Raw genomic sequence first — 26,079 nt, 5'->3', positions numbered from 1 at the left:
TACGGCAAGGCGAAGCTGACGTGGTTTGAATTTGATTTTCGAAGAGTATAAGTTAGAATAAAAGCGTAAAAGACAAGACCTGAGCAGGCTTGCCTTTATGAGTTATTTTTTACGGGCTGCTGCGTATTCGGCAACGGCGGTAAAGAGGACATCTGTAGAAGAGTTAAGGGCTGTTTCACATGAGTCTTGGATGACCCCAATCACAAATCCAACCCCAACAACTTGCATGGCAATATCGTTAGAAATACCGAAAAGGCTACAAGCAACTGGGATAAGAAGGAGGGAACCTCCGGCAATACCTGAAGCACCACAGGCTGAGATAGCTGCCACTACACTGAGGACAAAGGCTGTGGCAAAGTCAACAGGGATTCCAAGAGTGTTAACTGCAGCAAGGGTCAAAACGTTAATGGTAATCGCTGCCCCTGCCATGTTGATCGTAGAACCAAGTGGGATAGAAACAGAATAGGTATCTGGGTTGAGTCCAAGGTCATGGCAGAGTTTCATGTTGACAGGAATGTTAGCCGCAGAACTACGAGTGAAAAAGGCTGTCACACCGCTGACACGGAGGCAGTTCCAAACTAGAGGGTAAGGATTGCGTCTCATAAAGAAGAAGGCAATCAAGGGGTTGACCACAAGAGCAACAAAAAGCATAGTCGTTACTAATAGAACCAATAAAATACCGTAGTTGGCAAGGCTTCCGATTCCCTTATCAGAAATAGTTTTGAAGACAAGGCCAAGGATTCCAAATGGAGCCAGGTTGATGATCCATTCGACAATTTTAGAAGTCACGTCAGCGATAGTTTTTAGTAATTCTTTACTATTTTTACTGGCTTCTCTCATGGCAATCCCGAAAACAACTGCCCAAGATAGGATACCGATGTAGTTGGCAGTAATGAGGGCATTGACTGGATTGTCAACCAGTTTGAGCAAGAGGTTGCTGAGGACCTGCCCAATCCCATCTGGTGGTGCAATTTCAGTATTGGCACTATTTAGGGTAATTTCAATAGGGACGATGAAACTTGCTACAACAGCTACAAGAGCAGCAGCAAAAGTTCCTAGGATATACAAGAAAACAACAGTTTTCATATTGCTATCTTGTCCCTTTTGATGTTGGGAAAGGGCATTGGCAACGAGGGCAAAGACTAGGATAGGAGCAACAGCTTTTAGACCTCCGACGAATAAATCCCCGAGTAGACCAATTCCTGAGAGATTAGGAAGGATCAGTCCTAGGATTCCCCCACAAAGCATACCAATCAAGATACGCTTGACAAGGCTTGCCTTGTTCCAAGCATGAATGATTCTTTTCATAATAATCTCCTTTTTGTGTAGTGATTATGATTATAGTATAAATGATAGACAAAATCAAGAATTTTCTGTCTATTTTTTTGAATATTTATGGAGAATGAGACCGATAAAAGTATGGTATAATGAAATAAAGGAGTTTTATATGCAAAAATTTATTCAAGCTTATATTGAAAAGCTAGATGTGACAACCATTATCGAGAATATTCTAACCAAGATTATTTCTCTTTTACTGCTTTTGATTGTATTTTATATTGCTAAAAAAATGCTTCATACCATGGTGCAGAGAATTGTCAAACCTTCTCTAAAAATGTCTCATCATGATGTCGGACGCCAAAAGACTATTGCGCGTTTACTAGAAAATGTGTTTAATTATACGCTATATTTCTTTTTACTCTACTGTATTTTATCGATTTTAGGCTTACCTGTATCTAGTTTGTTGGCTGGAGCTGGGATTGCTGGGGTGGCCATTGGGATGGGAGCCCAAGGTTTTCTGTCTGATGTCATCAATGGCTTTTTCATCCTTTTTGAACGTCAACTGGATGTGGGAGATGAGGTCGTTCTGACAAATGGTCCTATTACTGTATCGGGCAAGGTCGTCAGCGTGGGAATTCGTACGACCCAGCTTCGTAGCGAGGAGCAAGCTCTTCACTTTGTTCCTAACCGAAATATCACAGTTGTTAGCAATTTCTCACGCACAGACTAGACCTGTTATTTTAAGTAATTTGTGGTACAATAGAAAGAGTTTAATTTTAATAAAGGAGAAAAGATGGTTTTAGAAAAGCAGTTGGGCAATGGTTGTACCTGGATAGACCTTGATGTGGATAAGATTAAAAATATGGAAGATCTTTCTGACATCTATGGATTGGACAAGGAAACCATTGAGTATGCTCTGGATAGAAATGAACGAGCTCATATGGATTATAACCGTGAAACGGAGACGGTAACCTTTATTTATAATGTTCTTGATTTAGAAAAAGACAAAGAATATTATGAAGCGATTCCGATGACCTTTATCGTTGAAAAACAACGAATGATTACCATCAGCAACCATAAGAATGCTTATGTCATTGATCAGATGTCAGCTTATCTGGATAGCCATGAGTCGCTTTCTATTTACAAGTTTCTCTTTTCTGGTTTAGAGATTATCAGTAACGCTTATTATCCTGTCATTGAAGAGATGGATAAAAGTAAGGACGAAATTAGTGCCTTGCTACGTCAAACTACAACAAAGAAAAATCTCTTCGCCCTCTCTGACTTGGAGACTGGTATGGTTTACCTGACAGCAGCAGCAAAACAAAATCGACTCCTCTTGGAACATATCCAGGGCCATGCTCTTTATCGGAGATTTAATGATGTCGAACGAGAGCAGTTTGATGATGCCATGATTGAAGCCCATCAGTTGGTGTCTATGACAGACTTGATTTCTCAAGTCTTGCAACAACTCTCAGCTTCTTACAACAACATCCTAAACAATAACTTGAATGATAGTTTGTCAATTTTGACTATTATCTCCGTCTTACTAGCAGTACTTGCGGTTATTACAGGTTTCTTCGGAATGAATGTTCCTCTACCATTTACAGAAGAGCCAAATGCTTGGATTTATATCTTAATGACTAGCTTGATTTTATGGGTGGCCTTATCTCAATGGCTGAAGAAAATTACTAGAAAATAAAAGAAAAGGAGCCAAAATGGTGATTGAAAACTACATGCCAGACTTTGCTGTGGAAGCAGTCTATGATCTGACAGTTCCAAGCCTGCAGGCGCAGGGAATCAAGGCTGTTTTGGTCGATTTGGATAATACCCTCATTGCTTGGAACAACCCTGACGGGACGCCAGAAATGAAACAATGGCTACATGACCTTCGGGACGCGGGCATTCGCATTATCGTGGTCTCAAATAATACTAAAAAACGCGTCCAACGAGCAGTTGAGAAATTTGGGATTGACTACGTTTATTGGGCCTTGAAGCCTTTCACATTTGGGATAGACCGTGCCATGAAGGAATTCCACTATGAGAAAAGCGAAGTGGTCATGGTTGGCGACCAGCTCATGACAGATATTCGAGCAGCCCACCGTGCTGGTATTCGCTCGATTTTAGTCAAACCCTTAGTCCAACATGACTCTATCAAAACGCAGATTAACCGAGCTCGTGAGCGCCGTGTCATGCGAAAAATCACTGAAAAGTACGGGCCGATTACATATAAAAAAGGAATTTAACTATGGAAGAAATTCTCTGTATTGGTTGTGGAGCAACCATTCAGACGACAGACAAGGCTGGTCTTGGTTTTACTCCCCAGTCGGCACTCGAAAAAGGTTTGGAGACTGGCGAAGTCTATTGCCAACGCTGTTTCCGTCTCCGTCATTACAATGAAATCACGGATGTCCAGTTGACAGACGATGATTTCCTCAAGCTCTTGCACGAGGTGGGAGACAGCGATGCCTTGGTAGTCAATGTCATTGACATTTTTGATTTTAATGGCTCTGTTATCCCAGGCTTGCCACGTTTCGTCTCGGGCAATGATGTCCTCTTGGTGGGAAATAAAAAAGATATCTTGCCCAAGTCAGTTAAACCGGGCAAGATTAGCCAGTGGCTCATGGAGCGTGCCCACGAAGAAGGACTTCGTCCAGTTGATGTCGTCCTAACCTCAGCACAAAATAAACATGCCATTAAGGAAGTCATTGACAAGATTGAACACTACCGTAAGGGCCGCGATGTCTATGTGGTCGGTGTAACCAACGTTGGAAAATCAACTCTTATCAATGCTATTATCCAAGAAATCACGGGTGACCAGAATGTCATCACGACTTCGCGCTTCCCAGGGACAACCTTGGATAAGATTGAGATTCCGCTTGACGACGGATCTTATATTTACGATACGCCGGGAATCATCCACCGTCACCAGATGGCCCACTACTTGACGGCCAAAAACCTCAAGTATGTCAGCCCTAAAAAGGAAATCAAACCTAAAACCTATCAGCTCAATCCTGAACAAACCCTGTTTCTAGGAGGTCTCGGACGCTTTGACTTCATTGCGGGTGAAAAGCAAGGATTCACAGCCTTCTTTGACAATGAATTGAAACTCCATCGTACCAAGCTTGAAGGCGCTGGTGCTTTCTACGACAAGCACGTCGGAACCCTTCTGACACCACCAAATAGTAAGGAAAAAGAACATTTTCCAAAACTAGTCCAACATGTCTTTAATATCAAGGAAAAGACAGACCTAGTCATCTCTGGACTCGGCTGGATCCGCGTAACAGGAACTGCCAAAGTAGCCGTCTGGGCACCAGAAGGCGTCGCCGTCGTCACACGAAAAGCAATAATTTAAACACAGAAAGGAAAGGGTTTTCTGAACTCGGACTAGCAGGGCGAACCCCATAGAGAATACTTTTCGCCGTGGTGTTAGTTGGTACAAGTGATTGTACCAACTGCGGAAAATTTGAGACATTAGGCTCAAATTTTAGTCATGAAAGTCCGAAGGACTTTGCTGACGTCCGTCACCACTTCAGAAAAGTATAAAAAGAAACTCTTTTAAAGAAATTATGTCATTAACATCAAAACAACGTGCCTTCCTCAACAGTCAGGCACACACCCTCAAACCCATCATCCAAATCGGGAAAAATGGACTTAACGACCAAATCAAAACCAGCGTCCGTCAAGCTCTTGACGCCCGCGAATTGATTAAAGTAACGCTCTTGCAAAATACCGATGAAAATATCCACGATGTAGCTGAAATCTTGGAAGAAGAAATCGGTGTGGATACAGTCCAAAAAATCGGACGCATCTTGATTTTGTTTAAACAATCCAGCAAGAAAGAAAATCGCAAGATTTCTAAAAAAGTCAAAGAAATCTAGAAAAACTACTCCAAACAACTGTTTTTACAGAGAAATAAAGGAGACTAGCCTATGGCAATCGAATTATTGACTCCCTTTACCAAGGTAGAGTTGGAGCCAGAAATCAAGGAGAAAAAACGCAAACAAGTCGGTATTTTAGGAGGGAATTTTAACCCTGTTCACAATGCCCATCTGATTGTTGCGGACCAAGTACGGCAACAGTTGGGACTGGACCAAGTTCTACTCATGCCTGAATACCAACCTCCTCATGTAGATAAAAAGGAAACCATCCCTGAGCACCATCGCCTCAAGATGATTGAGTTGGCGATTGAGGGGATTGAAGGTCTGGACATTGAAACTATTGAGTTGGAACGTAAGGGCATTTCTTACACCTACGACACTATGAAGATTTTGACAGAGCAACATCCTGATACGGATTATTACTTTATCATCGGTGCTGACATGGTGGACTATCTGCCTAAGTGGTACCGAATTGATGAACTGGTAGATATGGTTCAGTTTGTGGGAGTTCAGCGCCCACGCTACAAGGCTGGCACTTCCTATCCAGTTATCTGGGTGGATGTGCCTCTCATGGATATCTCGTCCAGCATGGTGCGTGACTTCCTTGCCCAGGGACGGAAACCCAACTTTCTCCTGCCTCAGCCTGTGCTAGACTACATCGAGAAGGAGGGTCTCTACTGATGGCCTATCAAGACTATATCAACTGCTCTCGTGAGGCTTTGTTGGAAAAAATGGCAGAGCTTCTACCTGAAAAACGCTTAACCCATTGCTTGGGTGTGGAGCGTGCAGCTATAGAATTGGCTCAGAGATTTAGAGTCGATACTGAGAAAGCAGGACTAGCAGGCCTTCTTCATGACTATGCTAAGAAGCTGTCAGATCAGGAATTTCTAGACTTGATTGACCGTTACCAGCTAGACCCTGACCTCAAAAACTGGGGCAATAATGTCTGGCATGGCATGGTTGGAATTTACAAGATTCAAGAAGACTTGGATTTGCATGATCAAGAAATCCTGCGAGCTATTGAAATCCATACAGTCGGGGCTGACCAGATGACAGACCTAGATAAGGTTATCTATGTAGCAGACTATATCGAGCATAATCGAGCCTTTCCTGGAGTAGATGTGGCGCGTGAGATTGCAAGTTTATCGCTTAATAAGGCGGTGGCCTACGAAACAGCTCGTACCGTGGAGCATCTAGCTCATCAGGGATTCCCTATCTATCCCCAAACCCTTGAAACCTATAACGCCTTTGTGCACTATTTGAAAGAGGACTAAATGAAGACGGCTTTTATAATCATTGATGTTCAGAATATTTTAGTGGAAACCGGTTTTCAGACAAATAGTCTATTGGAAAAAATTTCTTATTTACAAAATCAGGCTAGAAGTAAGAATATCGAAATTATCTATGTTCAACATATTGAGAATCCTGAAGCCCAAACATCAGAAGATTGGCAGTTATCTGCGCTTTTAAATCGAAAACCTGATGAAAAGGTCTTTCAGAAGAAGTATAACAGTATTTTCAAAGAAACTGGCTTAAAAGAATACTTGGATAAACAGGGGATTGAAAAATTAGTTTTATGTGGTATGCAGACAAAATATTGTGTGGATACCTCTGTCAAGGTTGCCTTTGAATATGGCTATCAGCTTATTATTCCAGAAGGTGCTGTCACAACCTTTGATGGGGATGACATTCCAGCAGAAACGATAAATGAATTTTATGAGGACATTTGGGAGGAGCGCTTTGCAGATGTCCTAGATTACAAACATATTTTCTAAAAAGAGGACTAAATGAACGAAAAAGAATTATTAGAACTAGTCGTGAAAGCGGCTGATGAGAAACGTGCGGAGGATATCCTCGCACTTGACGTACAAGATTTGACTAGCGTGACGGATTACTTTGTTATTACTAGTTCAATGAATAGCCGTCAGTTGGACGCTATCGCTGATAATATCCGTGAAAAAGTAGCGGAAGCAGGATTTAAAGGTAGTCATGTCGAAGGCGACGCAGCTGGAGGTTGGGTCTTGCTGGACCTTGGTGCTGTCGTTGTGCATGTCTTTTCAGAAGAAATGCGTGCCCGCTATAACCTAGAAAAACTATGGCATGAGGCGGATTCAGTAGATCTCTCAGAAGCCTTAGCATAGGAGATGAACTCAGTTGCAGTCAACTGGGTTTCTTTGCTTATTTTAGAAGAAAATTGATAGAAAGGTAAAGAGCCTCGTGTTTGGTTGATGTTGAAACTGAACACGAGCTAAAAGCTTAGGGAAAAAGAGTAACTTTCTTTGTATCTGACGATAGGGAAGAAAGTTTCCTATGTACTATTTGCTTTTAAGGCTCTTGGTATCATGATTATGGCAACTTATGAAACTTTTGCGGCGGTCTATGATGCGGTCATGGATGACAGTTTATACGACAAATGGACTGATTTTTCTCTGCGTCATTTGCCAAAAACTAAGGAGAGAAAGAAACTCTTGGAATTGGCTTGTGGAACAGGTATCCAGTCTGTTCGCTTTTCTCAAGCTGGTTTTGATGTGACTGGGCTTGATTTGAGTGCGGATATGTTGAAGATTGCCGAGAAGAGAGCTTCTTCAGCCAAACAAAAGATTGATTTTATGGAAGGCAATATGCTGGATTTGTCTAAGGCAGGTCAATACGACTTTGTCACGTGTTACTCGGACTCAATCTGCTACATGCAGGATGAGGTGGAAGTAGGGGACGTCTTTAAGGAAGTGTATAATGCCCTCAACGAAGACGGAGTTTTCATCTTTGATGTGCATTCGACCTACCAGACGGATGAGGTTTTTCCAGGCTATTCCTACCATGAAAATGTGGAAGATTTCGCCATGCTTTGGGATACCTATGAGGATGCGGCGCCTCACTCCATCGTGCATGAGCTGACTTTCTTTGTCAAGGAAGCGGACGGCTCCTTTAGTCGTCACGATGAGGTGCATGAGGAGCGGACCTATGAAGTCTTGACCTATGATATTTTGCTGGAACAGGCTGGATTTAAGTCTTTCAAACTCTATGCAGACTTTGAGGACAAGGAGCCGACAGAGACAAGTACCCGTTGGTTTTTTGTCGCGCAGAAGTAGGAGATTATCATGACCATCACAGGTATTATCGCGGAGTTTAATCCCTTTCATAATGGGCATAAATACCTGCTAAATCAGGCTGAGGGATTGAAAATTGTTGCCATGTCAGGGAATTTCATGCAGAGAGGCGAGCCTGCTATTGTGGACAAGTGGACAAGGGCCCAGATGGCACTGGAAAATGGGGCAGACTTGGTAGTAGAATTGCCCTTTTTAGTCAGTGTTCAGGCAGCAGATTTCTTCGGCCAAGGAGCTGTGGATATCTTGACTCGTTTGGGTATTGATACTCTAGCTTTTGGGACGGAGGAAGTTCTAGATTACCAGAAAATCGCTGACTTATACACAGAGCAGGGTGCTGAGATGGAGCAATTTGTGGAAAATCTGGCTGATTCCCTCTCTTATCCTCAGAAAACTCAGGTCATGTGGAAGGAATTTGCTGGTCTTGATTTTTCAGGCAATACGCCCAATCATGTTCTTGCTCTGGCCTATGTCAAGGCAGTTGCAGGGCGAAATATTAAACTTCATCCAATTCAACGTCAGGGGGCTGGTTACCATTCTGTGGATAAGGATGTGGACTTTGCTTCGGCAACAGCCCTCCGTCAGTACCAGAGGGACAAAGATTTCTTAGAACGCTTTATGCCTTCTGTTGCACTCTTTGAGCAGGCAAGTAAGGTGACCTGGGAAGACTATTTTCCTTTGCTCCGCTATCAAATCTTGTCAAATCCCGATCTAACCACCATCTATCAGGTCAATCAAGAAATGGCTGTGCGCATCAAGGATGCCATCAAGATAGCCCAGTCTGTGGAAGACTTGGTTGAGGCAGTTGTGACCAAACGTTACACCAAGGCGCGTGTTAGACGCCTATTGACCTATATCTTGGTGCAAGCTAGAGAAAGTGACTTACCAGAAGGGATTCGTGTTCTTGGCTTTACCGAAAAAGGCAGAAAGCATCTCAAGTCTCTGAAAGGACAGGTCAATCTAGTCAGCCGAATTGGCAAAGAACCTTGGGATGGCATGACTCAAAAGGCAGACCAGATTTACCAACTAGGAAATTCGAGTATAAAAGAGCAGAATTTTGGAAGAGTACCGATTAGAATAGAAACAAACTAAGTCTACTGAAAGGTAGGCTTTTTGAGATTTTTTACGAATAATACTCTTCGAAAATCAAATTCAAACCACGTCAACGTCGCCTTGCCGTACTCAAGTACAGCCTGCGGCTAGTTTCCTAGTTTGCTCTTTGATTTTCATTGAGTATAGATAGATAGAAAAGAAAATCTTGTACAAGTTCCTGACAATTTCTTTCTTTTTGTGTATAATAGTGGAAAAGAGGTAAAACGAGGTATGGTTATGGAAGCAGTTCTTTACTCAACGTTCCGAAATCATTTAAAAGACTACATGAAGAAGGTAAACGATGAATTTGAGCCTTTGACGGTGGTTAATAAAAATCCAGATGAGGACATTGTAGTTCTTTCAAAGAGCGAGTGGGATAGTATTCAAGAAACTCTGAGAATCGCTCAAAACAAGGAACTATCTGACAAGGTCTTGCGAGGAATGGCTCAAGTTCGTGCTGGAAGTACTCAGGTCCATGTTATTGAGGAGTAAGAAATGCTGCTCAAGTTTACAGAAGATGCCTGGGCAGATTATTGCTACTGGCAAAATCAGGATAAGAAAACGTTAAAAAGAATCAATAAACTAATCAAGGATATTCAACGTGATCCATTTACAGGAATAGGTAAGCCAGAACCACTCAAGTATGACTACCAAGGAGCCTGGTCACGTCGTATCGACGCAGAAAATCGCTTGATTTATATGATGGATGGGGATAGCATCGCTTTCTTGTCTTTCAAAGATCATTACTAGAGTCTACTGAAAGGTAGGCTTTTTATTTTTTAAATTTTTATTAGTAAGTTTAAGATAAAGTTTTTTGGAAAATGACAGAATCCCTAATACAAAAGACAAAAACTCAGAAAAGAAATTTAGTATATGAACTTCGATCTTTACCCTTGAATCCGCTTTATAACTCTTAATTTATGGTATAATGAAGAGAATTGTTAATAATAAAAACAGGGGAAGTAAATGTCTAATTTCAAAGAAAAATTACCACTATTCCAAGCAAATGACATCCAAATTTCTAATGATGTCAATACAGTTTGGTCTATCGCTAACACTCTTAGAGGGGCTTATCGAGCAGATAAGTATCGCGATGTCATTATTCCAATGTTTGTCCTGACTCGTTTAGAAGCTGCCTTACTGCCAACCAAGGATCAGGTGGTAGCACAATACAAAGCAAATCCCAATACACCTGAGAAAGTGTTGGAGAAACTTTCAGGCTATCGTTACTACAATGTTAGTCCTTTTACGTTGGAAAATCTTCAAAACGATCCAAATGCAATCGAGGAGAATTTTATAGCCTATCTGGATGGCTATTCTTGTCGTGTCAAGGACATCATTGAAAACCTAAAATTTAAAGAGCAAGTCCGTACCCTGGCCCAGAGTGGTCGCCTTTTCACGGTTATTAAAAAGTTCTCTCAAATTGATTTATCTCCAAGTTCAGTTGACTCTATGCGTATGGGATACATGTTTGAGGATATCATCCGCCGATTTTCTGAAAATGAGGAAGCGGGGTCTCACTATACCCCTCGTGAGGTTATTGCTCTGATGGTCAACCTCCTCTTGATTGAGGCAGACGAAGAACTTTTTGTTGATAAAAAAGAGTTGAAAATACTAGACATGGCGGCTGGAACTGGGGGAATGCTGGCTACGGCTAAAAGCTATATTCGTCAGTTGAATACAGGAGCCACTGTCCGACTCTTTGGTCAGGAAGTTTTGCCTGAAACCTTTGGGATTGGTCGTGCAGATATGCTAATTCGTCAGGAAGATTCTGACTATTTTGTGAAGGTGGATACCTTAAAAGATCCAGATCCTTTCCCAGATACTAAGATGAGCTTTGTCATCGCTAATCCTCCCTTCGGTCAAGCTTGGGGTGGTAAGGATGCGGATGATGGGGTTGAGGATGCAGTTAAGAAAGATCATCAACTCTTTGATAAAACAGAAGGTCGTCAAGGTCGTTTTGTTGCGACTCCAGGAACTGGAGATGCTCAACTACTCTTCCATCTTCATGCTATTGCAAAATTAGAAGAAAATGGCCGTGCAGCCATCATTTCAAATGGGTCTCCCCTCTTTTCAGGTGGGACGTCATCGGGAGAAAGTCAGATTCGCCGTTATATCCTTGAGAATGATTTGCTGGAAGCTATAGTCGCCCTTCCAGGTCAATTTTTCTATAACACAGGAATTGGGATTTATATTTGGATTTATAATAAAAACAAGTCTCCTGAACGCCAGAACAAGGTTCAGTTTATTGATGCGACGGAGGAGTTTATTCCTCTACGTAAATCTCTAGGTCAAAAACGCCGTGAGTTGTCCCAAGATAACATCCGTCAGATCCTTCGCTGGTACGATGATTTTCAAGAAAATGACCATGTAAAAATCTTTGACAATCAAGAGTTTCTCTATCGAGAGTTTACAGTTATGCAACCTCTGCAACGTCGTGGCCAGATAAGCGAAGAAACAATTGAGAAAGCGAAAAGCGTTCCTTTCCTAGCCAAACTATTTGATGAATACAAGTACCAAGAATTGCTGGAGATGGAACCACGTTCAACTAAGGATGAGAAAAAATTACAGGACTTTGTAGCTGGCAAGACCAAGCAAGAAGCTATCCTGACAGCTCTTGCTAAGGGAAGTTCTGACAAGACCTATCCTGACTTTGAGAACTTTGTCCAAGTCATCAAGGACTTGCTGGGAGAGTTTAATCTTACGTCTGCTAATATCAATGCGCTAGCCTTAGCTATGAGTGAAATGGACAAAACAGCAGAAGTTATCCGAACCAAGAGGAAAGACAAGGCAAATGAGATTGCCGATGGGATTGTCTATGATAAGACCACCAAGGACAGTGAAATCGTTAAGCTGACAGAGGATGTGGAAACCTACTTTGCGCGTGAGGTCTATCCTCATGTACCTGACGCCCACTACTGGTTTGATGAGGAAAAAGGCTATGGAGCAGAGATTCCTTTTACCCGCTATTTCTATCAATACCAAGAACCAGAAAGTGCAGAAAAGCTCTTAGCTGAGTTTTATGACTTGGAAGCAGAATTACAGACTCTCTTGGAGGAACTCAAACATGACTAGGATGAAAGAGAGTGGTATCGACTGGATCGGACAAATACCAGAAGAGTGGGCTATTTCTAAAATAAAATTCACAACACAGCTTAATGGTAGAATTGGCTGGCAAGGATTAACATCAGCTGAATATAAAGAAGAAGGACCATATTTAATTACTGGAACTGACTTTCACAATGGAACTATTAATTTTGAAACAGCTGTACATATTGATGAAAAACGTTGGTCAGAAGCTTCACAGATTCAAGTTGAAAATGGTGACTTACTAATTACGAAAGATGGTACGGTAGGTAAAGTAGCTATTATTTCAGGGCTTGATGATAAAGCTTCGTTAAATAGTGGTGTATTAAGAATCCAAACAATTGATGAGATTGATAGAAAATTTTTATACTATGTTTTATTATCAGATGAATTTTGGATGTGGTTTAACTATACAAATTCAGGGGCTAGCACCATTTTACATTTGTATCAAAATGTATTTGATGAATTCACTTTTACATTTCCTCAAAAAAATGAACAACAAAAAATTGCTGATTTTCTAGATAAGAAAACCGCCCAGTTAGATAAAGCTAAAGCATTACTGGAGGAGCAGATTCAAAAGCTCAAAGATTACCGCTCTAGCTTGATTTATGAGACTGTCACAAAAGGACTGGATAAAACAGTCCCAATGAAAGATTCGGGTATCGACTGGATTGGAGAGGTGCCTGAAGGGTGGGGAGTGAAACGATTAAAGTATTTAGTAAATAAAATTGGAAGCGGTAAAACTCCTTTGGGAGGGTCTGAAATTTTTGAAGAAACTGGAATATTATTTATTCGAAGTCAGAATGTTCATAATGGATTAATACAGTTAGAAGATAAATCCACTTATATAAATAGGAATATTCATCGTCAGATGATAGGGACTAGCGTTGAAAAAAATGATATTTTATTAAATATAACAGGAGCTTCTATTGGAAGAGTAGCAAAATATGATTTAGATGTAGAAGCAAATGTTAATCAACATGTGTGCATTATTAGATGCGATAGATTTGTATTGCCAGATTATTTAATGTATTTTATCATGTCTGAATTTGGACAATTTATGATTAAAATTCATCAAATTAGCGGAAATAGAGAAGGTTTGAGCTTTGATAATATCGGAAATTTTAAAATAATTATTCCAGATTTAGACTATCAGTATAAAATTAGTCAGTACTTGAATAAAAAAATGTTAATTATTAATCAGATGATAAAAACAAAAGATCAACAAATTGAAAATATTAATAAACAACGACAAACTCTTATTTATGATTATGTAACAGGGAAGAGGAGGGTGTAGGATGTTTTTTGGGACAAACTTTTTATTTAAGATATGTTATTTTTGGACGGCAATGCTTCCTGCATATATCATTATTTTATTAAAGAAACACGATGAGCTAAAATGTTTAAGTTTAAACTTTTTTAATATTTCAATTTCTATAGAAGCAATTTTATTGCCTGTGTTCATAATTTTTACTTTATTTTCTCTTTTCTATTTACTCTGTAAGATAAAAAGAACAGAAGAGAAGAAAACAGGGCAACTAGAAATAACAATAAATTTTAATGTAGAAAAAGATAAAAACGATACGGTGGATAATTATGGATTTTATACTGTTAATCCAAATTTAATGGAATATCTATTGAGTATTGTAGTTACTTCGGGGATTACATCATTAGATTTATCTCAATCTTTGTATATTCAACTTTTTATTTTTGTTGTTGTTCAAATTTTATTATTGCTATATGTATTAAATAGTAGTGATCCTATTCCTAATTTATTATTAGTGATATGTAGAAAAGATATTGTATCTGTTGAGGATAAATTATTTATAATATGCGATAGAAGTATATTGAAACAAAGATTATATGGTTTTAAAAAAATAATACCATTTTCATCTAGAGATGCCAGAAATAGATTATTTGTGTTTAAAAAGGAAGGATAATTATTTTATATGCAAGAATTAAAAAATATATACTTGATTGCATGGAAGAACCAAAAGTTTTTTGACAGGAATGATAATCCAATTGGTAGCATTTTATTGCCAGATCAAACGGCAGAGTTTTCTAAGATATGGAATAATATGAAATTTGGAGATTTTGCTACTTACGAGGAAGCAAAAGAGGGACTAGAAGAGTTTTCGGGAGGTATTATAAAGCAAAGTGTTCCTTATAGACAGAACTTAAATTCCAATCAAAATAGTTATTTTAAGGAAGAATTTGAAATCCTATCTAATATACGTCGAGCAACAACAATGCCAACGGCAAGAGCGTCGAATGTAACTAGTGAAGGTGGTGATGAGGACTTAAGTGGTTTTCGATTTTATGTACTAGAGTCTAGCGATGACAACGAGCAAACTACAGTGTATCATTTCGCAAGATTTAGGCCGAGATATCATATATTGAAAAATAAAAACCTACTTCGTACTCATCTAGAGACTATAGATACCATCCATTCTAATGCCTCCTTCTCTTTAGATTCAGTGATTTTGATAGAGTCGTCAGTATTTGCATCTGCAATTTACACTGAAAATGACTCAGAAACTAATATACAAATTTTTGTTCATAAACCAGAAGAATATGAAAATGCTTTTGTTTTAAAAAATTCATATTTTGAATATGCCAAAAAAACTTTTGATAGATTTAGAACTAATGATGTTACTGTTAAAAGAACTATTTCTATGCAGGGAGTTTCTGTAAATTGGAATGATGAAGAATTTAATCCAAATGAATTTTTTAATCAAAAAAATGTTAATATTGCTAAAAAATTTGCTAGAGATTCAGAAGATGATAAAAATTATGATATTAATCGGATCGTAGAGGCTAATGACAAATTGGAGAATAATGTTCAGAAAGGCAACAAACCCTTAAAGGTTCACAGATCAAAAGAGGGTAAAGTTGTTGGATTATTAGTAGATGAATCTTCAGTAGCGACACTTGCAGCTATAATGGATGGGCAGATTTGGACTAATGAAATCCATCAGGAGACACAAACAAACATTTAAATAACTATTTCTATACCTTAGATTTTTAATAACTTTTAAAATTTTTAAGGAATGATTATTGTAAATTTTTAAATTGAAATGAAAAGAGCTAATATTAGAAAGTGAGAAGCTATGGCAAATTTGGGCTTGAAGGAGCGCTATGATTTCCAGCAGTGGATTATCAAAGACTTGAAAGAGAAAAATGACTATATTCAGCGGGACGCTACTTGCTACGATCCTAGATTAGCCATGGATGTGGAACTCCTGTGGGATTTTCTGATGGAGAACCAAGAGGAGACCATGGACTATCTCCTTAAAAAGCTTAGCAAGGAGACGATCATCACTCTTATCAATAAGGAAATCGTCAAGGGTGGTTTTTTATTCGCCTTAAAAGAGGGTGTCTTTATTGAAAACAAGCAACTTCGTCTTCTTTATCGTAAACCTGCGACTAGTTTTAATGAAAAGGCTGTTCAACAATACCAAGCCAACTGTCTATCTATTATGGAAGAAGTGGTTTACGAGGAGAGCGACCGCATTGACCTTGTTATCTTTATCAATGGATTAGCACTATTTGCTATCGAACTTAAGTTTAATCCCAGTGGTCAGTCTGTCCAGGATGCTATCAAGCAGCTAAAGGGGCGCAATCCTAAGAATCGTCTTTTCCGTTTTGAACAGGGAGTCTTGGCTTCCTTTGCAGTGGATACCCTAGAAGTCTATATGACGACGCAATTGAAAGGACAAGAAACCTATTTCCTACCTTTTAATGTGGGGAAAGGGGAAGGTATTGAGATGGGAAGTGGCAACCCTCACAACCCTAATGGTGTCGATACAGACTACTTGTGGCTTGATGTCTTGACCAAGGATAGTATTCTCCAGTTAATAGAGAGTTTTATCTTTTTTGAGATGGATAAGCATAGTTCTAAAAAGAAGAACCTGATCTTCCCGAGATATCATCAGCGAAGAGCAGTTAGCCGTCTCCTAGAAGACATGAAAGTCAACCATACTGACAGTAATTATCTGATTCAGCATTCGGCTGGTTCTGGTAAAACCAATACTATTGCCTGGTTGGCTCATAGTTTAGTTTCTCTTCATGATGATCAGAATCAAAATATTGTGGATACTGTATTAATCGTTACAGACCGTATCGTGGTTGACCGTCAATTGCAAGAAGCAGTCAAGGAAATCTCCCACAAGCATGGTGTAGTTAAGGTAATGGGAGATAAAGAAACCTCCAGCGACTTGGCAGATGCGATAGCAGGAAATACAAAAATCATAGCTACGACGATTCATAAGTTTGCCCAGATCAACCAATCCAACTGGATGTCTGTAGGGAACACTGCGAAAAAGAAATTTGCCATCCTGATTGATGAAGCCCACAGTTCAACGACAGGATCCTATATGAGTTCGGTTAGTCAAGTCTTGACAGAAACAGATACAGAAGATGGAACTATCTATGAGATTCAAGAAGTAAGTGTTGCGGATGCTATCGAGCAGGAGATTGCTCGGACAGGTAAGCAGGACAATGTCTCAATCATCGCCTTCACCGCAACTCCAAAGGCGACAACTTTACAGCTATTTGGTACAACACAAGTAGATGGTTCTAAAGCTCCTTTTGATGTTTATAGTATGAAGCAAGCTATTGAGGAAGGTTTTATTCTAGATGTTTTAGATAACTATACGACTTATAAGACCTATTACAAGCTCAATAAAGCAGTTGAAGAAGATCCTGAGCTAAAAACGACTCTTGCTAAGCGTAAGATTGCAAAGTTTGTAGAATTATCTGATGAAAATATCAATCAAAAGGTTGAAATTATCATAGATCACTTTATCAGTCATGATATTATGGCTGAATTGGGTGGTCAAGGTAAGGCTATGATTGTGACTTCGGGTCGTGAGGCAGCAGTTAAGTATCAATTGGCCTTTCAAAAGTACTTCAAAGACCACAGTATCACCAGTATTGGAACCCTGATTGCCTTTTCTGGCAAGGTTAATTACCAAGGTAGTGAATATACTGAGTCGCAAATGAATCAGGTCAAGGAAGATTATTTGAAAGATCATTTTGATACGGAAGACTACCAAATCCTGATTGTGGCAAATAAGTATCAGACAGGGTTTGACCAACCCAAACTGGTTGCTATGTATGTAGATAAAAAGTTGCGAAGTGTTGCTGCGGTGCAAACATTGTCTCGTTTGAATCGTATCTATAGAGGATACAATAAGAAGACCTTTATCCTTGATTTTAAAAATACTTATGACGATATTCGCTCAGCTTTTTCTCCCTACTACCGTGAGACTATTTTAGCAGATACAGTCACACCTAGTGATGTCTTGACCTTGGATCGGAAAATTGATGAGTATGGTATCTTGGACAGTGATGTTGTTCATGAGTTTAATCAATTCTTATATCAAGAAAAGAGAAACAGCAGAGAAAAACAAAAGATGGTTTCTCTGTTAAATCAAGGTTATGATAGAGTTAGACGGTTTGAAGAGAAAGAACAACTTTCTATTCGAAAGGTTATTCGAGGTTTTCTTAGAATGTATACTTTTTTGATTCAGGCAACTGCTTATCAAAATGAAGTTCTACACGAACGTTATAATTATCTGCAAAGTCTTGTCAAGATGATTGATGTTCGCATTGGAGGAGATGATTTTACAATCGCAGATAAGATCGTAGTGGACTATATGAAACATAAGCAAACAGGTTCCTTCAGGTCAGTTTCTGAATTGGAATATCATCCAGAGTTAATACTTACCAAGCCAAGTACTGGAGGTGTTACGACTGACCAGGAGAAGCGTTTATCTGAAATCTTAGATGAAATTAACGAACAGTTAGATTTGGATATTGATCACCAAGTCGGTCTAAGTGGAGCGGTATCCATTCGTGAATTGATGAAAAAGAATCCAAGACTAAAGCAATCTGCTCGTGTCAACTCCAGAGAAGACTTCGTTTTTGCTTTTGAAGAAGAGATTGACAATGCTCTTATAGAAGGATACTCTCAGAGTCAAGATTTATTTGGTGCTCTATTAAATAATGATTCTTTCAAGAAGAGATTAGCAGATATATTTATTGATGATGTATTCAAAAGTTTGAAGGGATCCGAAGAAGTGTAATCTTAAAATTCACGCTAATTTCCCCAAAACATATTCTATTTTAGGTTTGTGAAAATCACTTTTTTATGGTAGAATGTAAAAGAATGTATGTCATTCGGAATAACAATAAAATGAGGTAAAAACATGGAAATCATGTCGCTTGCGATTGCTGTTTTTGCCGTCATCATTGGTTTAGTCATTGGATATGTCAGCATCTCAGCTAAGATGAAATCATCTCAGGAAGCTGCAGAGTTGATGCTTTTAAATGCTGAACAAGAAGCAACTAATTTACGTGGACAAGCTGAGCGTGAAGCGGATTTACTTGTTAATGAAGCCAAGCGTGAAAGCAAGTCTCTTAAAAAAGAAGCACTATTGGAGGCCAAAGAAGAAGCCAGAAAATACCGTGAAGAAGTGGACGCTGAATTCAAATCAGAACGTCAAGAACTCAAACAAATCGAAAGTCGTTTGACCGAGAGAGCTACTAGCCTTGACCGTAAAGACGACAATTTGACGAGTAAAGAACAAACACTTGAACAAAAAGAACAAAGTATTTCTGATAGAGCGAAAAACCTTGATGCGCGTGAAGAGCAATTAGAGGAAGTCGAAAGACAAAAAGAAGCAGAACTAGAGCGTATTGGTGCCCTGTCTCAGGCAGAAGCACGAGATATTATCTTGGCACAGACAGAGGAAAACTTGACCAAGGAGATTGCTAGCCGTATTCGTGAAGCTGAGCAAGAGGTTAAGGAACGTTCTGACAAAATGGCCAAGGACATCTTGGTTCAAGCTATGCAACGTATCGCTGGTGAATATGTAGCGGAGTCAACAAACTCAACAGTTCATCTGCCAGATGATACTATGAAGGGACGCATTATTGGTCGTGAAGGTCGTAACATTCGTACTTTTGAAAGTTTGACAGGGGTCGATGTGATTATCGACGATACACCAGAAGTGGTGACCTTGTCAGGATTTGATCCGATTCGTCGTGAGATTGCCCGTATGACTATGGAAATGTTGCTCAAAGATGGTCGTATCCACCCAGCTCGTATCGAAGAGTTGGTTGAGAAAAACCGTCAAGAGATTGATAATAAGATCCGTGAATACGGTGAGGCAGCAGCCTATGAGATTGGTGCGCCAAACCTTCATCCAGACTTGATGAAGATTATGGGACGTTTGCAGTTCCGTACTTCTTATGGACAAAACGTCTTGCGTCATTCGATTGAGGTTGCTAAGTTGGCTGGTATCATGGCGAGCGAGCTTGGTGAAAATGCGGCTCTTGCTCGTCGTGCTGGATTCCTTCACGATATTGGGAAAGCTATTGACCGCGAGGTTGAAGGTAGCCACGTTGAAATCGGTATGGAATTGGCCCGTAAGTACAAGGAACACCCAGTTGTGGTCAATACGATCGCTAGTCACCACGGTGATGTTGAAGCTGAGAGCGTCATTGCAGTGATCGTCGCTGCGGCAGATGCCTTGAGTGCAGCCCGTCCAGGAGCTCGTAGTGAGTCTCTTGAAAGCTACATCAAGCGTCTCCATGATTTGGAAGAAATTGCTAACGGCTTTGAAGGGGTACAAAATAGCTTTGCCCTTCAAGCAGGACGTGAAATCCGCATCATGGTCAATCCAGGACAAATCAAGGACGACAAAGTCACAATCTTGGCTCACAAAGTTCGTGAGAAAATTGAAAACAATCTCGATTACCCAGGAAATATCAAGGTAACCGTGATTCGTGAGCTTCGTGCAGTAGATTATGCTAAATAAATAAGAAAGAGCAGTTGAAAAATTACTGCTTTTTTGTTACACTAGATAGAAAGACTGTAAAGGATAATCTGGCTTTTTGCCATTATTCTAGAGAAATGTTATTTCACAGACTGACTAAAAGGAGACACAATGGCAGACCGAGGCTTACTAATCGTTTTTTCTGGTCCTTCAGGGGTTGGAAAAGGAACGGTTAGAAGAGAGATTTTTGAGAGTTCTGAAAACCAATTTCAATACTCTGTATCAATGACGACACGCGCACAACGTCCTGGAGAAGTGGACGGTGTTGACTATTTCTTCCGTACTCGTGAAGAGTTTGAAGAGCTGATTCGTCAAGGACAGATGTTGGAATACGCAGAATATGTCGGCAACTACTATGGAACTCCTCTGACCTACGTCAATGAAACCTTGGACAAGGGAATCGATGTTTTCCTTGAAATTGAGGTTCAGGGCGCTCTTCAGGTCAAGAAAAAGGTTCCAGATGCTGTCTTTATCTTCCTGACACCACCAGATTTGGATGAATTGCAAGATCGTTTGGTAGGACGTGGAACAGACAGTGCAGAAGTAATTGCCCAACGAATCGAAAAAGCCAAGGAAGAAATTGCGCTTATGCGTGAGTATGATTATGCGATTGTCAACGATCAGGTGCCCCTAGCTGCTGAGCGTGTCAAACGTGTGATCGAAGCAGAGCACTTCCGTGTGGATCGTGTCATTGGTCACTATCAGGAGATGTTACCAAAATCTCCAACTACCCGATAAAATTTAGAAAATAGGTACAAGCAAATGATGTTAAAACCCTCTATTGATACCTTGCTCGACAAGGTTCCTTCAAAATATTCACTCGTAATCTTGGAAGCAAAACGTGCCCACGAATTGGAAGCAGGTGCGCCAGCAACTCAAGGTTTCAAATCTGAAAAATCAACTCTTCGCGCTTTAGAAGAAATCGAATCAGGAAACGTTACGATTCACCCAGATCCAGAAGGAAAACGTGAAGCAGTGCGTCGCCGTATCGAAGAAGAAAAACGCCGCAAAGAAGAAGAAGAAAAGAAAATCAAAGAGCAAATCGCTAAAGAAAAAGAAGAAGGTGAAAAAATTTAAGGTTGGGGGGACTCAATCTTATTTTTTCTATTGCAAGAATGTACTGACAAGGAGGAGGTGAGAAGATGGCTATAGCCAAGATTATCGTAGATGTGCCTTTGATGCAGACGGACCAGCCCTATAGTTACAGGATTCCTGAGGAGTTTGAGGGAATGCTGGAAGTTGGGATGCGGGTTCATGTGCCCTTTGGTAAGGGCAATCGCCTGATTCAAGGGATTGTTCTTGGTTTGGAGTCCCAACCAGATGAAGAAGAGATGGAGCAAGATTTAAAAGATATTGCAGAGGTGCTGGATTTTTCTCCTGTTCTCACGCAAGAACAACTCTGGCTGGCTGAGGAGTTACGCAAATCTGTCTTCTCCTATAAAATTTCCATCCTCAAGGCTATGTTGCCGGGATTTCTGAACTCCAGCTATGACAAGATTCTCTATCCTTTGGAAGGTTTGAGTCAGGAAGATCGAGAGCGTCTATTTGGCTCAGAAGATTCGCTTGCCTTTTCTTCTCTGGATTTAGGTAAGCAAGCCGAAATGATGCGTTTGACTAGAAAAGGTCTACTTGGCCTGGAATATCAGGCTGTCGATCAGAAGAAGGTCAAGACCCAGTCTTGGTATGAGGTTGACCTTGTTCAGTTAGAAGGTGTAGAGATTTCTGCACGCGCCAAGAAAAAGTTAGAACTGAGAGACTATCTGCTGTCTCATCCAGAGAGTGATTCCTTGGCTAGTTTGTTAGATTCCTACTCGCGGGAGCAAGTTAACTTCTTTGTGGAACAAGGTGCTGTGACCATAGTCAAAAAGGAAGTGCAACGCTCGGCTGCTTATTTTGAAGGCATTGAGGCAAGTCAGCCTTTGGAGTTGAATCCAGAGCAAAGACAGGCGCGTGATGCGGTTGTCAGTGCTATTGGTAGTCATCAGCCCCCCTTCCTCCTTCAAGGGATTACAGGAAGTGGGAAGACCGAGGTTTACTTACAAATAATCCAAGGAGCTTTGGACAAGGGCAAGACAGCTATTTTGCTGGTGCCTGAGATTTCCCTGACTCCTCAGATGACGGAGCGTTTTATAGCACGTTTTGGTGAGAAAGTGGCTATTCTTCACTCAGGCTTGTCCAATGGTGAAAAGTATGATGAATGGCGCAAGGTAGAACGTGGAGATGCTCAAGTTGTGGTTGGTGCCAGATCTGCCATCTTTGCTCCGCTGAAAAATCTAGGTGTTATGATAATCGATGAGGAGCATGAAGCGACTTATAAGCAGGACAGTAATCCCCGTTACCATGCCAGAGAGGTGGCTATTTTACGGGCCCAATATAATCAAGCGGCATTGGTTCTTGGTTCCGCGACACCGAGCTTAGAGAGCCGGGCGCGTGCTGGCAAAGGCGTCTATCAACACTTGCGTCTGACCCAACGCGCCAATCCTCAGGCCACTATTCCCAAGGTTCAAGTGATTGATTTTCGGGACTATATCGGACAAAACGAGACGTCAAACTTTACGCCCCCTTTGCTAGAAGTCATTCAGGACCGTCTGGCTAAAAAAGAGCAGGTGGTTCTCATGCTCAATCGTCGTGGCTATTCTAGCTTTGTCATGTGTCGGGAGTGTGGGACCGTGGATACTTGTCCCAACTGTGACATTTCCTTGACCTTGCATATGGATACCAAGAACATGAACTGCCATTATTGTGGTTTTTCGAAAGACATTCCTCAGGTCTGTCCTAACTGTAAGAGTCGCAGTATTCGTTACTACGGGACGGGAACCCAGAAGGCTTATGATGAGCTGGCAGAACTCTTTCCGCAGGCCCGCATTTTGCGGATGGATGTGGACACGACTCGTAAGAAAGGTAGTCATCAAGCTCTGCTTGACCAGTTTGGCCGAGGGGAAGCAGATATTTTACTAGGTACTCAGATGATTGCCAAGGGATTGGATTTTCCCAATGTTACTCTAGTTGGAGTTCTCAATGCAGATACAGCCTTGAATCTGCCTGATTTCCGTTCTTCTGAGAGAACCTTCCAACTTTTGACTCAGGTGGCAGGTCGGGCAGGTCGTGCCGAAAAAGCTGGGCAGGTCTTGATACAGTCCTACAATCCTCAGCACTACGCTATTCGATTTGCAAAAGACCAGGACTACGAAGGCTTTTATGCCTATGAAATGGGTATTAGACGACAACTAGGTTATCCGCCTTACTATTTCACCATTGGCATTACCCTTTCTCATAAGAAAGAAGAAGAGGTGGTCAAACGCGCCTATGAAGTGATGAACATTTTGCGGTCAGGTTTGTCAGATACCAGTCACATTCTCGGGCCAACGCCAAAACCGATTGCTCGTACCCACAACCTCTATCATTACCAGATTTTAATTAAATACCGTTTAGAAGATGAGCTGGGGCCGACTCTAAATCAGGTTCTGGCCTTGACTCAAGAACGGGAAAATAGTGAGCTCCGTCTCAGCATTGACCATGAGCCACAGCAATTTTTATAAGAAGGAGAAGATATGACAAAACTAATCTTTATGGGGACACCCGACTTTTCAGCAACAGTCTTAAAAGGACTTTTGACAGATGACCGTTATGAGATTCTAGCTGTTGTAACCCAGCCAGACCGTGCTGTCGGACGTAAAAAAGTGATCCAAGAAACCCCAGTTAAACAAGCTGCCAAAGAGGCGGGACTTCCTATCTACCAACCTGAAAAACTATCTGGAAGTCCAGAGATGGAAGCTATTATGAAGTTAGGAGCAGATGGAATTGTGACTGCTGCTTTTGGGCAGTTTCTTCCAAGTAAACTCCTTGATAGCATGGGTTTTGCGGTCAATGTTCACGCCTCCCTCCTTCCTAAACACCGTGGTGGTGCGCCTATCCATTACGCCTTGATTCAAGGTGATGAGGAAGCTGGTGTGACCATTATGGAAATGGTTAAGGAAATGGATGCAGGAGATATGATTTCTCGTCGTAGCATTCCGATCACAGATGAGGACAATGTTGGCACCTTGTTTGAAAAATTGGCGCTAGTTGGTCGTGATTTGCTTTTGGATACTTTGCCTGCCTATATTGCTGGAGAAATCCAACCTGAACCGCAGGATCCAAGTCAGGTCACTTTCTCGCCAAATATCAAGCCAGAGGAAGAAAAATTAGACTGGAATAAAAGCAATCGTCAACTCTTTAACCAGATCCGTGGGATGAACCCCTGGCCTGTTGCCCATACTTTCCTTAAGGGCGACCGCTTTAAGATTTATGAAGCTCTAGCTGTAGAAGGTCAGGGAAATCCAGGTGAAATTCTCTCTATCGGCAAGAAAGAATTGATTGTCGCAACGGCAGAAGGGGCTCTATCCCTCAAACAAGTGCAGCCAGCTGGTAAACCTAAGATGGACATTGCTTCCTTCCTCAACGGAGTTGGACGTACATTGACTGTAGGAGAACGATTTGGTGACTAAAGTAGAAACGGCTAGAAGTCTAGCCCTAGCAGTATTAGAGGATGTCTTTATCAATCAAGCATACTCAAATATCGCCTTAAATAAGCATCTCAAGGGAAGTCAACTTTCGGCAGCAGACAAGGGCTTGGTGACCGAGCTAGTCTATGGAACGGTAGCCCGTAAACTGACTCTGGAATGGTACCTATCCCACTTTATCGAAGACAGAGATAAGTTAGATAACTGGCTCTATGTCCTTCTTCTCATGAGTGCCTACCAGCTCCGCTATTTGAACAAGATTCCAGATCATGCTGTGGTCAACGAAGCAGTAGAATTGGCCAAAATCCGTAAAAAAGGCAGTGAAAAATTGGTCAACGCCCTCCTTCGCCGTATCTTGCGTGAAGGCTGGCCAGATATTGCTAGCATCAAGCGAAAAAACAAGCGTGATTCCATTGCCTATTCTCTCCCAGTTTGGCTAGTTGCCAAGCTCAAAGAAGAATACGGCGAAGAGCGAGCGCAATCTATTTTTGAAAGTCTTTTGGTGCGCAACAAGGCCAGTATTCGTGTGACTGATTTAAGCAGAAAAGAGGAAATCCAAGCCTTGTTGGAGGCGAATAATTCCCTTTTAGCAACCACTGGTCTGGTTAAGGAGCAAGGGCATTTTGCAGGCCATGATTTGTTTGCGGATGGAGCCATTACCATCCAAGACGAGTCCAGTCAGCTGGTTGCTCCGACGCTTGATTTACAAGGTGATGAGCGAGTGCTTGATGCCTGTGCGGCTCCGGGTGGGAAAACAGCCCATATAGCCTCTTATCTTACGACAGGTCAGGTTACTGCTCTGGACCTTTACGACCACAAGTTGGATTTAATCCAAGAAAATGCTCAACGTCTGGGAGTTGCAGATCGGGTTCAAAGGCAAAAATTGGATGCCAGAAAGGTGCATGAGTTTTTTGGGCAGGATTCATTTGATAAGATTTTGGTGGATGCTCCCTGTTCAGGAATCGGTCTTTTGCGCCGAAAACCAGACATCAAATACAATAAAGAAACGGCAGATTTCGCGTCCTTAAAGGAAATTCAGCTAGAAATATTAGGTAGTGTTTGTCAAACACTAGGCAAAGGTGGTATAATAACTTATAGTACCTGTACTATTGTCTCAGAGGAGAATTTTCAAGTCGTTGAGGCGTTTTTAGAAAGTCATCCTGAGTTCGAGCAGGTAAGACTAGAACATGAATGTAAGGATATCATGAAAGACGGCTGTATCCTCATTACACCTGAATTGTATGGAAGTGATGGATTCTTTATCAGTCAATTTCGCAAGATATCTGATTAGGAA

25 protein-coding genes are annotated in these 26,079 nt (G+C 40.9%); 24 read left to right on the top strand and 1 reads right to left on the bottom strand.

Annotation, left to right across the window (positions count from 1 at the left end; translation table 11 throughout):
* Positions 1–102: 102 nt before the first annotated feature.
* Positions 103–1,308 (bottom strand): serine/threonine transporter SstT, encoded by a 1,206-nt coding sequence (gene sstT / locus HW098_RS07405; protein WP_176139699.1) that lies wholly within the window; start codon positions 1,306–1,308, stop codon positions 103–105.
* 139 nt (positions 1,309–1,447) lie between these two features.
* Here sstT and HW098_RS07400 point away from each other — a divergent pair, with 139 nt between their 5' ends.
* The 24 genes from HW098_RS07400 to rsmB all read left to right on the top strand — a co-directional run bounded on the left by HW098_RS07400 (position 1,448) and on the right by rsmB (position 26,076).
* Positions 1,448–2,008 carry a mechanosensitive ion channel domain-containing protein gene (locus HW098_RS07400; RefSeq protein WP_001168881.1) on the top strand — a complete coding sequence of 187 codons (561 nt, stop codon included), beginning with the start codon at positions 1,448–1,450 and terminating at the stop codon, positions 2,006–2,008.
* A gap of 63 nt (positions 2,009–2,071) precedes the next feature.
* On the top strand, positions 2,072–2,977 hold the full coding sequence (locus HW098_RS07395; protein WP_000242264.1) for a magnesium transporter CorA family protein: 906 nt from the start codon (positions 2,072–2,074) through the stop codon (positions 2,975–2,977).
* A gap of 16 nt (positions 2,978–2,993) precedes the next feature.
* A complete protein-coding gene (locus HW098_RS07390) occupies positions 2,994–3,521 on the top strand; it encodes a YqeG family HAD IIIA-type phosphatase (protein ID WP_000234220.1) in 528 nt (175 codons plus the stop codon).
* A 2-nt stretch (positions 3,522–3,523) separates the two neighbouring features.
* On the top strand, positions 3,524–4,630 hold the full coding sequence (yqeH, locus tag HW098_RS07385; RefSeq protein ID WP_176139698.1) for a ribosome biogenesis GTPase YqeH: 1,107 nt from the start codon (positions 3,524–3,526) through the stop codon (positions 4,628–4,630).
* Positions 4,631–4,844: 214 nt separating this feature from the next.
* Positions 4,845–5,156 carry a ribosome assembly RNA-binding protein YhbY gene (gene yhbY, locus HW098_RS07380; protein WP_000060165.1) on the top strand — a complete coding sequence of 104 codons (312 nt, stop codon included), beginning with the start codon at positions 4,845–4,847 and terminating at the stop codon, positions 5,154–5,156.
* A 51-nt stretch (positions 5,157–5,207) separates the two neighbouring features.
* Positions 5,208–5,837: a nicotinate-nucleotide adenylyltransferase gene (locus HW098_RS07375; RefSeq protein WP_176139697.1), complete on the top strand. Its 630-nt coding sequence runs from the start codon at positions 5,208–5,210 to the stop codon at positions 5,835–5,837.
* On the top strand, positions 5,837–6,430 hold the full coding sequence (yqeK, locus tag HW098_RS07370; protein ID WP_176139696.1) for a bis(5'-nucleosyl)-tetraphosphatase (symmetrical) YqeK: 594 nt from the start codon (positions 5,837–5,839) through the stop codon (positions 6,428–6,430). Before HW098_RS07375 ends, yqeK begins: the two co-directional genes overlap by 1 nt.
* On the top strand, positions 6,431–6,931 hold the full coding sequence (locus HW098_RS07365; RefSeq protein WP_176139695.1) for a cysteine hydrolase family protein: 501 nt from the start codon (positions 6,431–6,433) through the stop codon (positions 6,929–6,931).
* Between the two features lie 12 nt (positions 6,932–6,943).
* Positions 6,944–7,297, top strand: a complete 354-nt coding sequence (rsfS, locus tag HW098_RS07360; RefSeq protein ID WP_176139694.1) for a ribosome silencing factor — start codon at positions 6,944–6,946, stop codon at positions 7,295–7,297.
* A 207-nt stretch (positions 7,298–7,504) separates the two neighbouring features.
* Complete coding sequence (locus HW098_RS07355; RefSeq protein ID WP_338620392.1) at positions 7,505–8,245, top strand: class I SAM-dependent methyltransferase; 741 nt, start codon at positions 7,505–7,507, stop codon at positions 8,243–8,245.
* 9 nt (positions 8,246–8,254) lie between these two features.
* A complete protein-coding gene (locus HW098_RS07350) occupies positions 8,255–9,352 on the top strand; it encodes a nucleotidyltransferase (protein WP_176139693.1) in 1,098 nt (365 codons plus the stop codon).
* A 237-nt stretch (positions 9,353–9,589) separates the two neighbouring features.
* Positions 9,590–9,844 (top strand): type II toxin-antitoxin system Phd/YefM family antitoxin, encoded by a 255-nt coding sequence (locus tag HW098_RS07345; protein ID WP_000388572.1) that lies wholly within the window; start codon positions 9,590–9,592, stop codon positions 9,842–9,844.
* Positions 9,845–9,847: 3 nt separating this feature from the next.
* On the top strand, positions 9,848–10,102 hold the full coding sequence (locus tag HW098_RS07340; RefSeq protein WP_049492101.1) for a Txe/YoeB family addiction module toxin: 255 nt from the start codon (positions 9,848–9,850) through the stop codon (positions 10,100–10,102).
* 216 nt (positions 10,103–10,318) lie between these two features.
* Entirely contained in the window at positions 10,319–12,427 is a 2,109-nt protein-coding gene (locus HW098_RS07335) for a class I SAM-dependent DNA methyltransferase (RefSeq protein WP_176139692.1), read from the top strand.
* Positions 12,420–13,736 (top strand): restriction endonuclease subunit S, encoded by a 1,317-nt coding sequence (locus tag HW098_RS07330; protein WP_176139691.1) that lies wholly within the window; start codon positions 12,420–12,422, stop codon positions 13,734–13,736. The genes HW098_RS07335 and HW098_RS07330 overlap by 8 nt, the downstream gene beginning before the upstream one ends.
* A gap of 1 nt (position 13,737) precedes the next feature.
* Positions 13,738–14,379, top strand: a complete 642-nt coding sequence (locus HW098_RS07325) for a hypothetical protein (RefSeq protein ID WP_061439653.1) — start codon at positions 13,738–13,740, stop codon at positions 14,377–14,379.
* Between the two features lie 9 nt (positions 14,380–14,388).
* The gene (locus HW098_RS07320) at positions 14,389–15,438 is read left to right on the top strand and encodes a hypothetical protein (RefSeq protein ID WP_176139690.1); all 1,050 of its coding nucleotides are present in this window, start codon (positions 14,389–14,391) and stop codon (positions 15,436–15,438) included.
* 111 nt (positions 15,439–15,549) lie between these two features.
* Positions 15,550–18,528: a DEAD/DEAH box helicase family protein gene (locus tag HW098_RS07315; protein ID WP_176139689.1), complete on the top strand. Its 2,979-nt coding sequence runs from the start codon at positions 15,550–15,552 to the stop codon at positions 18,526–18,528.
* A gap of 123 nt (positions 18,529–18,651) precedes the next feature.
* Positions 18,652–20,265 carry a ribonuclease Y gene (locus HW098_RS07310; protein WP_000404934.1) on the top strand — a complete coding sequence of 538 codons (1,614 nt, stop codon included), beginning with the start codon at positions 18,652–18,654 and terminating at the stop codon, positions 20,263–20,265.
* A gap of 129 nt (positions 20,266–20,394) precedes the next feature.
* Complete coding sequence (gene gmk / locus HW098_RS07305) at positions 20,395–21,021, top strand: guanylate kinase (protein WP_000775041.1); 627 nt, start codon at positions 20,395–20,397, stop codon at positions 21,019–21,021.
* Positions 21,022–21,045: 24 nt separating this feature from the next.
* Positions 21,046–21,360, top strand: coding sequence for a DNA-directed RNA polymerase subunit omega (gene rpoZ, locus HW098_RS07300; RefSeq protein WP_173306608.1), 315 nt, complete (start codon positions 21,046–21,048; stop codon positions 21,358–21,360).
* 65 nt (positions 21,361–21,425) lie between these two features.
* Entirely contained in the window at positions 21,426–23,822 is a 2,397-nt protein-coding gene (locus HW098_RS07295) for a primosomal protein N' (protein ID WP_176139688.1), read from the top strand.
* Positions 23,823–23,834: 12 nt separating this feature from the next.
* Positions 23,835–24,770 (top strand): methionyl-tRNA formyltransferase, encoded by a 936-nt coding sequence (fmt, locus tag HW098_RS07290; RefSeq protein WP_176139687.1) that lies wholly within the window; start codon positions 23,835–23,837, stop codon positions 24,768–24,770.
* The gene (gene rsmB / locus HW098_RS07285; protein ID WP_176139686.1) at positions 24,763–26,076 is read left to right on the top strand and encodes a 16S rRNA (cytosine(967)-C(5))-methyltransferase RsmB; all 1,314 of its coding nucleotides are present in this window, start codon (positions 24,763–24,765) and stop codon (positions 26,074–26,076) included. Before fmt ends, rsmB begins: the two co-directional genes overlap by 8 nt.
* Positions 26,077–26,079 lie beyond the last annotated feature (3 nt).

Source organism: Streptococcus sp. 1453, from assembly GCF_013276955.1.
Taxonomy (GTDB): domain Bacteria; phylum Bacillota; class Bacilli; order Lactobacillales; family Streptococcaceae; genus Streptococcus.
The sequence above is the reverse complement of the archived record's forward strand: the minus strand, read 5'-3'. Positions and strand labels throughout refer to the sequence as shown.

Bases quoted from the DNA above. Each gene is read 5' to 3' on its own strand.
- sstT (WP_176139699.1), bottom strand. From the start codon at position 1,308: ATGAAAAGAATCATTCATGCTTGGAACAAGGCAAGCCTTGTCAAGCGT.
- HW098_RS07400 (WP_001168881.1), top strand. From the start codon at position 1,448: ATGCAAAAATTTATTCAAGCTTATATTGAAAAGCTAGATGTGACAACC.
- HW098_RS07395 (WP_000242264.1), top strand. From the start codon at position 2,072: ATGGTTTTAGAAAAGCAGTTGGGCAATGGTTGTACCTGGATAGACCTT.
- HW098_RS07390 (WP_000234220.1), top strand. From the start codon at position 2,994: ATGGTGATTGAAAACTACATGCCAGACTTTGCTGTGGAAGCAGTCTAT.
- yqeH (WP_176139698.1), top strand. From the start codon at position 3,524: ATGGAAGAAATTCTCTGTATTGGTTGTGGAGCAACCATTCAGACGACA.
- yhbY (WP_000060165.1), top strand. From the start codon at position 4,845: ATGTCATTAACATCAAAACAACGTGCCTTCCTCAACAGTCAGGCACAC.
- HW098_RS07375 (WP_176139697.1), top strand. From the start codon at position 5,208: ATGGCAATCGAATTATTGACTCCCTTTACCAAGGTAGAGTTGGAGCCA.
- yqeK (WP_176139696.1), top strand. From the start codon at position 5,837: ATGGCCTATCAAGACTATATCAACTGCTCTCGTGAGGCTTTGTTGGAA.
- HW098_RS07365 (WP_176139695.1), top strand. From the start codon at position 6,431: ATGAAGACGGCTTTTATAATCATTGATGTTCAGAATATTTTAGTGGAA.
- rsfS (WP_176139694.1), top strand. From the start codon at position 6,944: ATGAACGAAAAAGAATTATTAGAACTAGTCGTGAAAGCGGCTGATGAG.
- HW098_RS07355 (WP_338620392.1), top strand. From the start codon at position 7,505: ATGGCAACTTATGAAACTTTTGCGGCGGTCTATGATGCGGTCATGGAT.
- HW098_RS07350 (WP_176139693.1), top strand. From the start codon at position 8,255: ATGACCATCACAGGTATTATCGCGGAGTTTAATCCCTTTCATAATGGG.
- HW098_RS07345 (WP_000388572.1), top strand. From the start codon at position 9,590: ATGGAAGCAGTTCTTTACTCAACGTTCCGAAATCATTTAAAAGACTAC.
- HW098_RS07340 (WP_049492101.1), top strand. From the start codon at position 9,848: ATGCTGCTCAAGTTTACAGAAGATGCCTGGGCAGATTATTGCTACTGG.
- HW098_RS07335 (WP_176139692.1), top strand. From the start codon at position 10,319: ATGTCTAATTTCAAAGAAAAATTACCACTATTCCAAGCAAATGACATC.
- HW098_RS07330 (WP_176139691.1), top strand. From the start codon at position 12,420: ATGACTAGGATGAAAGAGAGTGGTATCGACTGGATCGGACAAATACCA.
- HW098_RS07325 (WP_061439653.1), top strand. From the start codon at position 13,738: ATGTTTTTTGGGACAAACTTTTTATTTAAGATATGTTATTTTTGGACG.
- HW098_RS07320 (WP_176139690.1), top strand. From the start codon at position 14,389: ATGCAAGAATTAAAAAATATATACTTGATTGCATGGAAGAACCAAAAG.
- HW098_RS07315 (WP_176139689.1), top strand. From the start codon at position 15,550: ATGGCAAATTTGGGCTTGAAGGAGCGCTATGATTTCCAGCAGTGGATT.
- HW098_RS07310 (WP_000404934.1), top strand. From the start codon at position 18,652: ATGGAAATCATGTCGCTTGCGATTGCTGTTTTTGCCGTCATCATTGGT.
- gmk (WP_000775041.1), top strand. From the start codon at position 20,395: ATGGCAGACCGAGGCTTACTAATCGTTTTTTCTGGTCCTTCAGGGGTT.
- rpoZ (WP_173306608.1), top strand. From the start codon at position 21,046: ATGATGTTAAAACCCTCTATTGATACCTTGCTCGACAAGGTTCCTTCA.
- HW098_RS07295 (WP_176139688.1), top strand. From the start codon at position 21,426: ATGGCTATAGCCAAGATTATCGTAGATGTGCCTTTGATGCAGACGGAC.
- fmt (WP_176139687.1), top strand. From the start codon at position 23,835: ATGACAAAACTAATCTTTATGGGGACACCCGACTTTTCAGCAACAGTC.